This is a genomic window from Micromonospora sp. AKA38, assembly GCF_027925725.1.
Taxonomy (GTDB): domain Bacteria; phylum Actinomycetota; class Actinomycetes; order Mycobacteriales; family Micromonosporaceae; genus Micromonospora.
In genome coordinates this window covers 640,409-652,445 of record NZ_BNEI01000001.1, presented here as the reverse complement: position 1 = coordinate 652,445, position 12,037 = coordinate 640,409, and the positions used below count along the sequence as shown (strand labels likewise).

Here is a 12,037-nt window from a genome sequence, read left to right as displayed (position 1 = left end):
TCGGCGCTGTCGGCGTCGGCGCTGTCGGCGTCGGCGCTGTCGGCGTCGGCGCTGTCGGCGTCGGCGCGCGGCGCGGCGCGGTCAGCGCCAGCGGTCGGCGGTGTCCCGGGGCGGGGGGCCGTAACCGTCCGGCTCCGGGCGACGCCACTCCGGCTCGGGCTGCCGTTCCGGCCCGGGCTGCTGCCACTCCGGCTGGGGCTGCCACTCGGGCTGGGGCTGCCGCCACTCCGGTTGGCCGCTGCGTTGGGTCGGCGGTCGCCACGCGTCCGGCATCGGCACCCCACCGGCCGGCAGCACCGGCTGGCCCTCCCCCGACCAGCCGCCGCCCGGCGACGACTCCCGCTCGTGCCGCGGCGCCCCGACATCGGGGTACGCCGGCTCGCGGTCGTGGCGGGTCGGGCCGGTGCCGTCGTGGCCGGGTGGCGTGGGCGTGCCGCGGACGGAGGCCCACCGGTCCTCGATCCGGTACCCGGTGCCGCCGCCGTCGGCGTGCACCGCGGCCCGCCGCTCCCCGACCCGGACCTCCCGTCCCCGACCGTCGTCGCGGACCTCGGCCCAGCGGTTGCCGGCACGCAACTCGGACCAGTGGCCGCCGTCCGGCTCGCCGACCGCCGCCCGGCCGTACGGTTCGGGCGACGCCGTCCGCTCGGGCGTTCCGGTCGGCGGCCAACCGTCCTCCGCGGGCGACGGGCGACCGGCCCGGTCGTCAGCCGACCCGGGCCGGGAGCGCTGCTCGTCCGCCGGCCGGCCCGACCGCGAGCCGGTCGACCACCCGTCCTCGGCCGGCCGCGCCGGCCAGCCCCGCGCACTGCCCGCGGCACGGCCGACGCCGGCCCAGGGATGCTCCCGCCCGTCACCGGTGCCGGTGCCGGTGCCGGTGCCGGTGCCGGTGCCGAATTGTCCGTCGCCCGGTGGGTCCGACCGGAAGCCGCCAGCCCGTTCGCTCTCGGCCCGCGAACCGGGCCACGCCCCGCCGTCCCGCGCGCCGTCGTCTCGTGCACCTGGCCACGCGCCGCCGTCGTCCCGGGCAGGGGGCCAGGCACCGCCGCGATCCCGCGAACCCGGCAGCCACGCACCGCTGTCCGGTCCGCCGTCGTCCCGACTGTCTGGCCACGCCCGCTCCGGGCCGGACGACGGGGGCCAGGCGTCCTGCCCGGTGCCCGCCCAAGCGGCGCGCGCGTGGTCGTCCCCAGCCGGCTCACGGTGGCCGGCACCGCGCCGGCCGACCGGTTCCGCGCCCCTCGTCCGGTCCTCCGCCGACGGGGACCAGCGGCCGGCGTACCCCCCGTACCGGGTACCGGCCGGGTCGCCGCCGCCGTCCACGACGGTGTGCCGCGTGGTGACGTGCACGGTCTCGGTGTGGTGGACCACCCCGACCGGACGGGATTCCGGTCGGGCAACCGGTCCGGGTACCCGCGCCACGCCGTACCCACCGCCGGCGGCCCGTTCCGCGTCCCGCCCGGTGGGCGGCGGCTCCGTGCCGTAGCTGCCGAACTCCGAGCGCTCCGCGCGCGGCCGGGCCGGGCCCGCGGCGTGGCCGCCGGACTCCGCGTGTTCACCGGCCGGGCGGTCGCGATCGACGCCGGGCGGCCCGGGTCGCGCCCGACCCGCCACGGCGTACGCGTCGGACACGGACCGCTCGGCCCGGTCGTCGACGTGGCTGCCGGCGGCGTCCGGACGGCCGGCCCACGGCGGGTCGACCTGCTGGTCGGTGCCGAAGCGGCCCCCCGTCGCCGGGTTCGGCTCGTCCTCGTCGGGGCCGGCCGGATGCGCCCGTCCCGCGTCGTACGCGCCGGCGACCGGGACCCGGGCCCGCCCGCCCGGGCGTTCCTCGGCGGGTGGGGCGGCCAGGCCCGCAGCCGCCGCGTCGAGCCGTCGACGCACCGCGCCGGCTGCTTCCTCCGCCCGTCGCGCCTGGTCGAGTGCCTGGTTCCCGCGTTGGGCGGCGGCCACGATCTCGGCCCGCAACTCCCGGCGGAGCTGCTCCAACTCCTCGCGCAAGCCCTCGGACACGGCCCCGTCGCCGCTGTTGTCGGCCCGCAGCGCGATGGAGAGGCCGATCAGCACGACGGCGAGGATCGCGAGCACGGCACCGAACCGGAGTGTGCCGTTGCCGTCGGCGACCAGCAGGATCAACGCCGCCAGGGGGGCCAACCCCACACCGATCCAGAACAGGATCGTCAGCGGCGTGGGGGTGCGCTTGTCGGCGGGGGTGACCGAGGCGGGCATGGGTGAGCAGACTACCGAGAGTTCCATCGGAGTGGAACGGGTCGGCACAGTCGGATGCCCGCACCGTCGGCCGGGTCGCCGGTTCCGCCGCGCCGCCGGCCGGCCACACCGGCCGGCGGCAACGGCGAGCGGTCAGCTGGCGGCGAGCGCGGCGTCGGACGAGAAGACCAGACCGACGCTTGCGGAACCGGTCTTCAGTGCGTTCTTGGTCTGCGGGCCGCCCGCGTCCAGCGAGCTGAACGAGCCGGCCTTGAAGTCGTAGACCTCGACGAGCCCGGCCTGGCACTTCGGCCGCTGCGGGCACTCCGGCGGGCCGGCCAGCACGGTGGCCTGACCGGAGCACTTCGCGGCCAGGTCGGAGAGCGTGGAGACGCCGTACTTGTCGGCGAAGGCCTTGGTGACCGCGAAGGCGTTCTGGTCCTGCGCCTGGGACGGCTGGCCGAACACCAGGCCGGACTTGTCGCCCTCGGTCTTGAGCGCGGCGACCGTCTTCTCCAGCTCGGGCGAGGAGATCGGCTGGGCGTCCTTGCCGTTGGCCTTCGTGTTGAGGAACTCCGCCATGGTGGCGGCGTACTCCGGGACGACCTGGATCTGGCCCTTCTCCAGGGCCGGCTCGTAGAGCTCCCGGTTGCCGATGGTCTGCACCTTGACCTGGTATCCGGCCGCGGTGAGCGCGATCTTGTAGAGCTCGGCGACGGTCTGGCTCTCGCTGAAGTTGCCGGCGCCGACCGTGACCTGGCCGCCCGGCCCCTTCTCGATCCCGTCGGTCACGCCGTTGGCGCCGGCGAACTCCTGCGCCGCCACCTGGGGCGTCTTCCGGTCGACGTCGACCGCCCGGTTGAGCTGGATCAGCTTCGGGGTGTCGAGCTTCGCGGAGACCTTGTCCAGCGCGGCGACCAACTGCGGGGTGGCCGCCTTCTTGTTGATCGCGGGAAGGACGTTGTCGGTGTTCTGGAGCTTCTTGTCGTCGGTGAGGACGACGAGCTGGTCACCCGCCACCGGGGCGCAACCGGCGCCCGAGGCGCCCGCCTCGGGCGCGTCGGTGCCGGACGAGCCGGCGTCGCCGCAGCCGGTGAGAAGACCCGCCGCGACGAGGGCGCCGAAGGCCCCCGCGACCAGCCGTGAACGTGCGCGCATCAGCGCCCGCCTTCCGTGTCCCGGCGCGACCCTCCGGGCCGGCCGCGTGTCCGACGGGCGATCCGAACGCCGCCCGCGACTTCACCCAACATCTTCCGGAACCGACCGACAAACCCGAAGGCGTTTTCGTCATCCGATCGTCACCGGACCGTCGACATCACGGTGACCGGCGTCTCACGGCCGCGTCGGCGAGGGCCGGCGGACGGGTCAGCCGCCGGCCGTGGCCGCCGCCGCGCGGCGGTTCGCCCGCCGCCGGACCCGCCGCAGCGGGCGCGGCGTGACCAACCGCTCCACCACCGCGAGCACGCCCTCGACCAGCAGCGCCAGGCCGGCCACCAGGACGCCGCCGGCGATGATCTGGCCGCCGCCGGCGGCGATGTCGAGGCCGAAGCCGGCGCGGATGATCTGGCCCAGCCCGCCGCCGTTGACGAAGGACGCCAGCGCGGCGGTGGCCACCACCTGCACGGCCGCGGTCCGGAACCCGGCCGCCAGGTAGGGCACCGCGAGCGGCAGCTCCACGCGGCGCAGCACCTGCCCGCCGGAGAGCCCCATGCCGCGCGCGGCGTCCCGGGCCTCCGCGTCGGCCTGCCGGACCCCGGTGTACGCGTTCGCCAGCAGCGGTGGCACCGCGAAGACGGCGAGCGCCACCACCACGGAGGCGCGGCCGAAGCCGAGGAAGGTCAACGGCAGGATGGTCAGCAGCGCCAGCGTGGGGATCGCCAGCGTGACGTTGGAGACCAGCAGCACCACGCCGCCGCCCCGACCGCTGTGCCCGAGCCAGAGGCCGATCGGCCAGGCCACCAGGCAGCCGAGCAGCACCGCCAGCGCGGACATGCTCAGGTGCTCGCCCAGCCGGTCCAGCACGCCGCCGGGGTTGGTCCAGTTCAGCGGGTCGTTCAGCCAGGTCACCGCCGCCTCGACCGGGTTCACCGGGCTGACCTTCCGTTCGCGACTGCGGGGCTCCGCTGCGCTGCACTCCTCACGCTCACGAGTTTCTCCCGCGCAGCCAGGGGGTGAGCAGCCGGCCCACGCCGGCCAGGACCAGGTCGAGCACCAGCGCCAGCAGCACGCAGAGCACCGTGCCGGTCATGATCTGCGCCTTGTAGAAATTGTTCTGGAACCCGGCGAAAATGAGCTGGCCGAGCCCACCCCGGCCCACCACCACCCCGACCGTGACCAGCGCGACCGTGGAGACGGTCGCCAGGCGTACGCCGGTGAGGATGCCGGGCAGCGCCAGCGGCAGCTCGATCCGGAACAGCCGACCCCAGCGGCCGTACCCCATGCCCTCGGCGGCCTCCCGCACCTCGGGTGGCACCTGGTTCAGGCCGGCCAGCGTGTTGCGCACGATCACCAGCAGCGCGTACAACGCCACCACGGTGAGCACGGTCACCGCGCCGATGCCGAGGTAGGGGGCGAGGAACGCGAACAGCGCCAGCGACGGGATCGTGTAGAGCACCCCGGTCAACGCCAGGATGGACGCGGCCAACGACCGGAACCAGTACGCTGCCACCGCGAGCGGCAGCGCCACCAGCGCGGCGATCACCACGGCCCGGGCGGTCAGCCAGGTGTGCTCGCGCAACGCGGCGAGAATGCTGTCAGAGTTGTCCCGCACGTACCGCCAGGAGAACCACGGATTACCCGGGGCGGCCCGGTAGCTCAGGTGGAGGAACACACGTGGACGTTACCCCGGAGACCCCCGCCGGTCACGGCGCCGCCTCGATCACGCTGGAGCGCATCCGCAAGCGCTACCCGGACGGCACCGAGGCGGTCCGCGAGCTGAGCCTGGAGGTGAAGGCCGGCGAGCTGGTGGTGCTGATCGGCCCGTCCGGCTGCGGCAAGTCCACCGTGCTGCGGATGATCAACCGGCTGATCGAGCCGACCGACGGTCGGATCCTGCTCGGCGACGACGACGTCACCCGGGTCGACCCGGTGACGCTACGCCGCCGCATCGGCTACGTGATCCAGAACGTCGGCCTCTTCCCGCACCAGACCGTGGCCGCCAACGTGGCCACCGTGCCGGGGCTGCTGGGCTGGTCCCGGGACCGGACCCGGGCCCGGGTCGGTGAGCTGCTGGAGCTGGTCGGGCTCGACCCGACGCAGTTCGGCAGGCGCTACCCGCACGAACTCTCCGGTGGCCAGCGGCAACGGGTCGGGGTGGCGCGCGCGCTCGCCGCCGACCCGGTGGTGCTGCTGATGGACGAGCCGTTCTCGGCCGTCGACCCGATCGTCCGGACCCGGTTGCAGGAGGAGTTCCTCCGGTTGCAGGCCGAGGTCCGCAAGACCATCGTGCTGGTCACCCACGACCTCGACGAGGCGGTCCGGCTGGGCGACCGGATCGCGGTGCTGTCCGAGGGCGGGGTGTTGGAACAGTACGACCGGCCGGCCGCGCTGCTCGGCTCGCCCGCCTCGGCCTTCGTCCGCGAGTTCGTCGGCGCCGACCGGGGCATCCGGCAGCTCGCGGTCACCCCGGTGACCCGCGCGGTGCTCGACCCGCTCCCGGCCGGCGACACCGACGGGCTGCCCACGGTGGCGCTGGGCAGCTCGGCCTACGACGCGCTCGGCACGCTGCTCACCGCCGGCGCCGACCGGGCCGTGGTCACCGAGGACGGCCGTCCACTGGGGCTGCTCGCCCGCACCCGGGTACTGACCCTGGGCGCGGTCGACTGAGCCGGCCCGGCCGCGCCCTCGCCCTGGCCAGGCCGACGATCCCGGGTGCGGTCAGGCCCGGCCGCCTCGGCCGACTCGACCTGGCCAGGCCGACGATCCCGGGTGCGGTCAGGCCCGGCCGCCTCGGCCGACTCGACCTGGCCAGGCCGACGATCCCGGGTGCGGTCAGGCCCGGCCGCCTCGGCCGACTCGACCTGGCCAGGCCGACGATCCCGGGTGCGGTCAGGCCCGGCCGCCTCGGCCGACTCGACCTGGCCAGGCCGACGATCCCGGGTGCGGTCAGGCCCGGCCGCCTCGGCCGACTCGACCTGGCCAGGCCGACGATCCTGGGTGGGTCAGGCCCGGCCGCCCAGGCTGGCCAGGCCGACGATCCAGCCGGCGAAGAAGCCGTACGCGGCGCCGGTGCTCGCGGCCTGGAACGCGGCGTAGAGCGTGCCGTGCGGCCCGAGCAGCGTGGCGAACAACGCGCTGAGCCCGGCGGCCAGGGCGTACGCGCCCCAACCGGAGAGGAACTGGCTGCCCGAGGCCGCCACCCGGTCGACCTGCGGACCGGGCAGCAGGTAGAGCAGCGCCGCGGCCAGCACGATCAACAGGATCGCCCGCAGGTTGGTGGCGAGCATCCCCTCGTCCGCGTGCCACCGCCAGGCCGGCCAGGCCAGCAGCCGCAGGAACCAGCCACCGGCGCCGGTCGGGTCGGTGTGCTGCTGCGCCCAACCGACGTACATCGGGCTGCCACCGACCGCGACGAGCAGGAACGCGGCGAGCGTGCCGGTGCCGGCGGCCGTGCCGTACCGGCTGACGGTGCGGGGGCGGTTGGTGAGGGCCATGGCACGGCCAGTTCCCGGGGCACCGCGGCGGGCAAACCTGCCCGGTCGCCGGACCGCCGCCGGCCGGCGTACGGCCATCGGGTCAGTGCTTCATCAGGTAGTCGATGAAGGCGGCCCGCAGCAGCGGCGCGGACTCCTCGTACCCGTGCCCGGTCAGCTCGCGCCACAGCGCGTTGGCCTCGTCGATGGTCGGCCCGACCGAGTTGGGCGCGCCGTCCAGGGCCGCGGCCTCGTCGGCGTTCGGCAGGTGCCGCAGCACCGACCAGAAGAACCTGACGTCGCGACGCTCCCGGGCCAGGTGGAACGCCTGCTCGCGCAGCTCCTCGGTGGAGAGCTTGTCGAGCTCGTCGAAGGTACGGCCGCCGGGGGCAGGAGTCTCCGTCATGCCGCCGAGCCTAACCGGCGAGATCAGCTCCGGCCCGCCGGACGCGACGCCACCGGCCGACGTCAGCGGCCGTCGGTGTCCCAGCGTCGCGGCTCGTTCTCCCAGCGCGGCGCCTCCCAGGCGTCGACCGGGGTGTCGGTGTCCCGTACCGGCAGCACCGACGGCCAGGTGTCGGTCGGCTCGGGCCTCGGCGGCATCACCCAACCGCCGCTGATCGTGCCGTCGCCGGGCGGCCGGAGCGGCGCGGGCGCGCCCGCGGCGGGCCTGGCAGGGCGGGGCCTGCCGAACGTCTCCACCAGGCGGGTGACCACCAGCCCGCCGCCGAGGACGGCGCCGCCCACCGCCCACCGGCTGACCGTCCAGCCGTGCGCGTCGGCCCAGATCTGGAACACCACCACCAGGCAGACCGCCAGCAGGGCGCCGAAGATGCCGCCGCGCCGGCCGTACGCGCTGGTGCCGCCGAGCAGCACGGTGCCGACCGCCAGCACGGACCAGTCCAGCCCGGTGCCCGGCGGGACCGGGCCGTGCCCGTTCGCGGCGATCAGCACGCCGCCGAGCATGGCCAGCACGGTGGAGCCGACGAGCGCCAGCGCGGTCACCGTGGCGGCCACCGCGCCCCGCCGACGCGCCGGGTCGGCAACCGGACGGAACCGGCCGAGCAGCCGGCGTACCGGTTTGATCGCGCCGAACAGACCGCCGAGGACGGCCACCGCGGCGAAGCCGACGAAGAGGTAGAGCGCGGTGCGGCGGGGGTCGTAGTCGCCCTGGACCGCGACCGGGGCGGTCCGGCGCTCCAGCCAGACGATCACGCCGGCCGCGCCGGCCAGGCTCGCCGCCCAGCCGGGCACGTGCAGCACCACGACGGCCAGGGCGAGCGCCAGCCCACCGACAGCCGCGACCGCCAGCGCCGGCAGCAGCGCGTCGCGGAGGCCCCGGTCGCCCTGCTCGGCGAAGTGCAACGCGGCGGCCAGCGCGACCGGGCCGACCGCGAGGTTCACCGCGGCGGCCCGCAGGCTCAGTCCGGCGGCCAACGTGAGCAGGCCCAGCCCGGCCACGTCGACGAGCAACATCTTCAGCGCGCCGCCGCGCAGCGCGTCCGAATTCTCGCGCCAGAGCAGCCAGGTCACCGTGATCAGGGCGGCCAGCAGCAGGAACTCCCAGACCACGTGCACCGCGATCCGGTCCCGGCCGGGCTCGCCGTGGGAGGGGTCGTCGAAGACGTTCTCCAGCACCGCGGCGGGCACGCCGGACGGCGTGTCCGGTGGCAGTGTCCGGCCCGACTCGTCGTACCCCATTGGCCCGTGCCTCCCAGGTGGCCGCGTCCGGCCCACTCCGCGGGCGGACCGGCGGCGGCCGTCGCTCTCCGGTCGCCAGGGACGGTACCTGCGGGCGGTGACGGGGGAAACCCTGTGCTCAGCGGCGCCCGCGTGGCGTCTCCCGATCGCCCGGTTCCCGGTCCTCGTCGTCCTCCTGCTCGGGCACCCGGCACGAGCGCTCCAGCCAGAGCGCGGCGGCGACCAGGGCCAGCGCGGCGACCAGGCCGGCCACCGCGGCCGGACGGTCGCCGACGGCGGCGTTGGTCCGCTCCACGAAGAGCCAGCCGACCAGCCCGGCGTAGAAGCCGGCGAAGATGGCCCCGGCCAGCGCGGACGCCTTGGCGAGCACCACGAACCGGGCGACCAGGAGCGGGTTCACCGGCTCCCGGCCGGGCCGGCGCTCGACCCGGGCGCGGGTGTTGGCCGCCGCGTAGCCCTCCAGCACGGCCAGCCCGGCCAGCGTGATCACCGGCAGCCACGGCAGGTCGGGGGCGAAGTCGTAGTAGAAACCGCTGATCAGCAGCCAGGCCACCGCGGCGGCGGCCAGACCGGCCACCACCAGCGTGGAGACCCGGGTCGGCCCCATCCGGAAGCGGTCGGGGTCCTGCGGGGGCCGGGCCGTACTCATGCGTCCGACTCTAGCGTCAGATCGGGCCGTGGGCTCAGTTCCAGGGCGTCGGCGGCCAGCGGCTCGGCGTTGAGCAGGTCGGTCAGCCAGCCGTGCCCGGGCAGCCGGCCGTGCGGCTCGATGTCGATCCACGGCCGCAGCACGAACGCGCGCAGGTGCGCCCGGGGGTGCGGCAGGGTCAGCTCGGGATCGTCGCTGAGCACCGGCTGCCCGGCGGCGTCCCAGACCGCGACGATGTCCACGTCGAGCGTGCGCGGCCCGTACCGGCGGGCCGGGTCGCGGATCCGGCCGGCCGCCGCCTCCGCGGCCCGGGCCCGCGCCAGCCAGTCCGCCGGCGTCGCCGCCGGGTCCGCGACCATCACCGCGGCGTTCAGGTACGCGGGCTGGTCGGCGTCCCCCCACGGTGGAGTCTCGTAGACGCCGGAGACCAGCAGCACGTCGCCGCCGAGCGTGGCCACCGCGCCGCGCAGGTGGTCGAGGCGGTCGCCGAGGTTGCTGCCGATCGACAGCACGGCCCGGCTCACCGGGTACGCCGCATGGTGACGGCCACGTCGTGGAAGGCGTGCGGGATCGGGGCCTCCGGCTTGTGCACGGTCACCGTCGCGGCGACGACAAGCGGCTCGGCCAGACAGACCGCGAGCAGCCGGTCGGCGAGCGTCTCGATCAGGTTCACCGGCTCGCCGGTGAGCACCGCGACCAGCCGCTCGGCCAGCTCGCCGTAGTGCACGGTGTCGGTCACCTCGTCCGACCGGGCGGCCGGGGCCAGGTCGAGTTCGAGCACCGCGTCGACCACGAACTCCTGCCCCTGGGCCCGCTCGAAGTCGTAGACCCCGTGCCGCCCGTGGGCCCGCAGGCCGGTCAGCTCGATCCGGTCGGTCATCGGTGTCCTTCCCCGGCCGTGCCGGCGCTCGTGGTGGCCAGTCGGGGACGGCCGGTGGCCCGCCAGACCGCGAGCGCGTCGACGGTGCCGCGGACGTCGTGCACGCGTACCCCCCAGGCGCCGGCGGCGACGGCGAGCACGCTGGTCGCGATGGTCGCGGCCGCCCGCCCGGCGGTGGGGCGCGGCTCGCCGGCCCGGTCGGCGAGCAGCCGGCCCAGGTAGGACTTGCGGCTGGCCCCGAAGAGCAGCGGGAAGCCGAGGTCGACCAGCTCGGGCAGTCGGGCGCTGAGTTCCCAGTTGTGCGCGGCGGTCTTCGCGAAGCCGAGCCCGGGGTCGACGATGATCCGGTCGGCGGCGACGCCGGCGGCGAGCGCCGCGTCGACCCGCTGGCCCAGCTCGGCCCGGACGTCGGCCACCACGTCGGTGTAGGTGGCCAGGTCGCGCATGCCGCGCGAGTGGCCCCGCCAGTGCATGAGCACCCAGGGGCAGCCGGCGTCCCGGACCACCCGGGCCATGTCCGGGTCGGCGAGCCCGCCGGAGACGTCGTTCACCACGTCCGCGCCGGCCGCGAGCACCGCCTCGGCGACGCGGGCCCGGCTGGTGTCGATGCTGACCGGGATGCCGGCGGCGCTCAGTTCGCGGATCACCGGCAGCACCCGGGCGGTCTCGGTCTCCGCGTCGACCCGGTCGGCGCCGGGCCGGGTGGACTCGCCGCCGACGTCGACCAGGTCCGCGCCGGCCTCGCGGAGTCGCACCCCGTGTGCGACGGCGGCGTCCAGATCGGCGTATCTGCCGCCGTCGGAGAAGGAGTCGGGGGTGACGTTGAGGACGCCCATCACCACCGGGGCGTCCGCTCGTACCAGATCGGTCACGGACCCGACAGTACCGTTCGCCAGCAGGGCTTCCGGCGACCGGGCGCGACCCGGGTACGACGCCCCTGACGTGCACATTGGAACAGGTGTACGATCGGTCGTCCGGGTCGAAGCGGGCCCACTCTTCGCGGCTTGTCGCAAAGGTGGCCGGCCCGTACGCTTTGGAATTGCCCAGCATCGAGATGGCGAAGCCCGGAGGGGAGGGCCGAAGCGGGAAGAATCCGCCCAAAGCTCACCACTCTTCGTGGTGGGTGACGGACGCAGCGTCGACGGCGCTGTTCCCGTCGAGCACCATCCCGCCAGGCTTGCCTAACTGCACCATCGCGGCGCCGCCGGCCGCGACCTTTGGGGAGGTTTCCAGTGATCGCCATCGAGCTCATGGCAACGGCGTCCACCGCCGTCGACCACGCGCTCCACACCCTGGCGTCGACTCCACTCGCCGAGCCGGCTCCGAAGGGCATCGACACCGACAACGTCGTCACGTTCTTCGCCAGCAAGGTCGCGCCGATCCTGCTCGCCGTGCTCGGCGTGATCTTCATCGGCCGGGCCAGCCGAGGCGAGATCTCCAAGGTGCTGACCAGCTCCGCCATCGCCATCATCGGGCTGGCCTTCATCGCCGGCGCGGCCACACTCTTCTTCGTCGGCGACTACCTGATCAACCTCATCTTCGAGTAGGGCGTTGGGCGACGATGCGGCTGCGCACCGACGACGACATCTACCGGGCTCGCCTCGTCTACCTGGGGCCGCCCGGCTACACCCTGCCCGTCCATCTGCCGTACGCCCAGTACGGCCTGTTCATGCTGCTCGTACCCCTCTACGTGTTCATCCACTGGTTGTTCACGCTCCAGGTCGAGCTCTTCCCCGCCTGGGAGATCTCGCTCGCCATCGTGACGACCTCGTTCATCTTCCGGTACGTCGACCCGGACCGGCCGGCGCGCATGGTCATCCGGACCGCGCTGACCGACTGGCGACGCACCCGGGAGCCGGCCGCCGAGCTGCGGGACCCGCGCCTCGTCGCGAGCCGGATCAGGATCCGGGAGGAACTGGCATGACCGGGCGCAGGCCGACGACGCAGACGAACGACGCGGGTGAGGCG

Annotated in this window: 14 protein-coding genes; 3 read left to right on the top strand and 11 right to left on the bottom strand. The window is 75.1% G+C overall.

The window, feature by feature from the left end; all coding sequences use genetic code 11:
- Positions 1 to 81 precede the first annotated feature (81 nt).
- The 4 genes from TPA0908_RS03075 to TPA0908_RS03060 form a co-directional block, all read right to left on the bottom strand.
- The gene (locus TPA0908_RS03075) at positions 82 to 2,229 is read right to left on the bottom strand and encodes a hypothetical protein (protein ID WP_281934407.1); all 2,148 of its coding nucleotides are present in this window, start codon (positions 2,227 to 2,229) and stop codon (positions 82 to 84) included.
- Between the two features lie 132 nt (positions 2,230 to 2,361).
- Positions 2,362 to 3,366 carry a glycine betaine ABC transporter substrate-binding protein gene (locus tag TPA0908_RS03070; protein WP_281934405.1) on the bottom strand — a complete coding sequence of 335 codons (1,005 nt, stop codon included), beginning with the start codon at positions 3,364 to 3,366 and terminating at the stop codon, positions 2,362 to 2,364.
- Positions 3,367 to 3,573: 207 nt separating this feature from the next.
- On the bottom strand, positions 3,574 to 4,296 hold the full coding sequence (locus TPA0908_RS03065; RefSeq protein ID WP_281934403.1) for an ABC transporter permease: 723 nt from the start codon (positions 4,294 to 4,296) through the stop codon (positions 3,574 to 3,576).
- A 55-nt stretch (positions 4,297 to 4,351) separates the two neighbouring features.
- A complete protein-coding gene (locus TPA0908_RS03060) occupies positions 4,352 to 5,038 on the bottom strand; it encodes an ABC transporter permease (protein ID WP_281934401.1) in 687 nt (228 codons plus the stop codon).
- Positions 5,039 to 5,040: 2 nt separating this feature from the next.
- On the opposite strand from TPA0908_RS03060, the gene TPA0908_RS03055 reads away from it, so the two are divergent.
- Complete coding sequence (locus TPA0908_RS03055) at positions 5,041 to 6,033, top strand: ABC transporter ATP-binding protein (protein WP_281934399.1); 993 nt, start codon at positions 5,041 to 5,043, stop codon at positions 6,031 to 6,033.
- Between the two features lie 335 nt (positions 6,034 to 6,368).
- On the opposite strand, the gene TPA0908_RS03050 is transcribed toward TPA0908_RS03055, so the two are convergent.
- The 7 genes from TPA0908_RS03050 to folP form a co-directional block, all read right to left on the bottom strand.
- A complete protein-coding gene (locus TPA0908_RS03050; protein ID WP_281934397.1) occupies positions 6,369 to 6,860 on the bottom strand; it encodes a hypothetical protein in 492 nt (163 codons plus the stop codon).
- An 82-nt stretch (positions 6,861 to 6,942) separates the two neighbouring features.
- The gene (locus tag TPA0908_RS03045) at positions 6,943 to 7,245 is read right to left on the bottom strand and encodes a hypothetical protein (protein ID WP_107159648.1); all 303 of its coding nucleotides are present in this window, start codon (positions 7,243 to 7,245) and stop codon (positions 6,943 to 6,945) included.
- Between the two features lie 62 nt (positions 7,246 to 7,307).
- Positions 7,308 to 8,540 (bottom strand): ABC transporter permease, encoded by a 1,233-nt coding sequence (locus TPA0908_RS03040; protein WP_281934395.1) that lies wholly within the window; start codon positions 8,538 to 8,540, stop codon positions 7,308 to 7,310.
- A gap of 118 nt (positions 8,541 to 8,658) precedes the next feature.
- Complete coding sequence (locus TPA0908_RS03035) at positions 8,659 to 9,189, bottom strand: DUF3180 domain-containing protein (RefSeq protein ID WP_374709160.1); 531 nt, start codon at positions 9,187 to 9,189, stop codon at positions 8,659 to 8,661.
- Positions 9,186 to 9,713: a 2-amino-4-hydroxy-6-hydroxymethyldihydropteridine diphosphokinase gene (gene folK, locus TPA0908_RS03030; RefSeq protein WP_281934393.1), complete on the bottom strand. Its 528-nt coding sequence runs from the start codon at positions 9,711 to 9,713 to the stop codon at positions 9,186 to 9,188. Before folK ends, TPA0908_RS03035 begins: the two co-directional genes overlap by 4 nt.
- Positions 9,710 to 10,069, bottom strand: a complete 360-nt coding sequence (folB, locus tag TPA0908_RS03025; protein ID WP_281934391.1) for a dihydroneopterin aldolase — start codon at positions 10,067 to 10,069, stop codon at positions 9,710 to 9,712. The genes folK and folB overlap by 4 nt, the downstream gene beginning before the upstream one ends.
- A complete protein-coding gene (folP, locus tag TPA0908_RS03020) occupies positions 10,066 to 10,941 on the bottom strand; it encodes a dihydropteroate synthase (RefSeq protein ID WP_281934389.1) in 876 nt (291 codons plus the stop codon). The genes folB and folP overlap by 4 nt, the downstream gene beginning before the upstream one ends.
- 360 nt (positions 10,942 to 11,301) lie before the next feature.
- Between folP and TPA0908_RS03015 the strand changes: the two genes are divergently transcribed.
- Positions 11,302 to 11,616 (top strand): hypothetical protein, encoded by a 315-nt coding sequence (locus TPA0908_RS03015; protein ID WP_091070155.1) that lies wholly within the window; start codon positions 11,302 to 11,304, stop codon positions 11,614 to 11,616.
- Positions 11,617 to 11,630: 14 nt separating this feature from the next.
- Positions 11,631 to 11,993, top strand: coding sequence for a hypothetical protein (locus tag TPA0908_RS03010; protein WP_089157613.1), 363 nt, complete (start codon positions 11,631 to 11,633; stop codon positions 11,991 to 11,993).
- Positions 11,994 to 12,037: the final 44 nt, after the last annotated feature.

Coding starts and splice junctions, on each gene's coding strand:
- TPA0908_RS03035 (WP_374709160.1), bottom strand. CDS start 9,189: ATGAGTACGGCCCGGCCCCCGCAGGACCCCGACCGCTTCCGGATGGGG.
- TPA0908_RS03050 (WP_281934397.1), bottom strand. CDS start 6,860: ATGGCCCTCACCAACCGCCCCCGCACCGTCAGCCGGTACGGCACGGCC.
- TPA0908_RS03075 (WP_281934407.1), bottom strand. CDS start 2,229: ATGCCCGCCTCGGTCACCCCCGCCGACAAGCGCACCCCCACGCCGCTG.
- TPA0908_RS03070 (WP_281934405.1), bottom strand. CDS start 3,366: ATGCGCGCACGTTCACGGCTGGTCGCGGGGGCCTTCGGCGCCCTCGTC.
- folB (WP_281934391.1), bottom strand. CDS start 10,069: ATGACCGACCGGATCGAGCTGACCGGCCTGCGGGCCCACGGGCGGCAC.
- TPA0908_RS03010 (WP_089157613.1), top strand. CDS start 11,631: ATGCGGCTGCGCACCGACGACGACATCTACCGGGCTCGCCTCGTCTAC.
- TPA0908_RS03045 (WP_107159648.1), bottom strand. CDS start 7,245: ATGACGGAGACTCCTGCCCCCGGCGGCCGTACCTTCGACGAGCTCGAC.
- TPA0908_RS03040 (WP_281934395.1), bottom strand. CDS start 8,540: ATGGGGTACGACGAGTCGGGCCGGACACTGCCACCGGACACGCCGTCC.